Origin of the sequence: Corynebacterium sp. HMSC062E11, assembly GCF_001811845.1 — a bacterium.
Lineage (GTDB): Bacteria > Actinomycetota > Actinomycetes > Mycobacteriales > Mycobacteriaceae > Corynebacterium > Corynebacterium hesseae.
The window spans coordinates 54045-54362 of the sequence record NZ_KV806839.1; the positions used below are offsets into that span (position 1 = coordinate 54045).

The following is a 318-nucleotide window of genomic DNA, read 5'->3' on the forward strand; positions in this document are numbered from 1 at the left end:
GAAGACCCGACAGAGGACCCGACGGAAGACCCAACGGAGGTCCCAACGGAGGTCCCAACGGAAGATCCAGCGGAAGACCCGACTGAGGACCCGACGGAAACCCCGACTGAGGACCCGACGGAAGATCCAACTGAGGACCCGACGGAAGATCCAACCGAGGACCCGACGGAAGATCCAACCGAGGACCCGACAGTTGACCCCACCGAGGACCCGACGGACGATCCGACGGTAGACCCAACGGAAGACCCGACAGAGGACCCGACGGTAGAGCCAACGGAGGACCCAGCGGAAGACCCGACAGAGGACCCGACGGAAGAC

General features: G+C 64.2%; 1 protein-coding gene. It reads left to right on the forward strand.

Going from position 1 to position 318, the window contains the following annotated elements:
• A partial coding sequence (locus tag HMPREF2822_RS13765; RefSeq protein ID WP_232755711.1) for a hypothetical protein occupies window positions 1-318 on the forward strand: 318 nt, incomplete at both ends.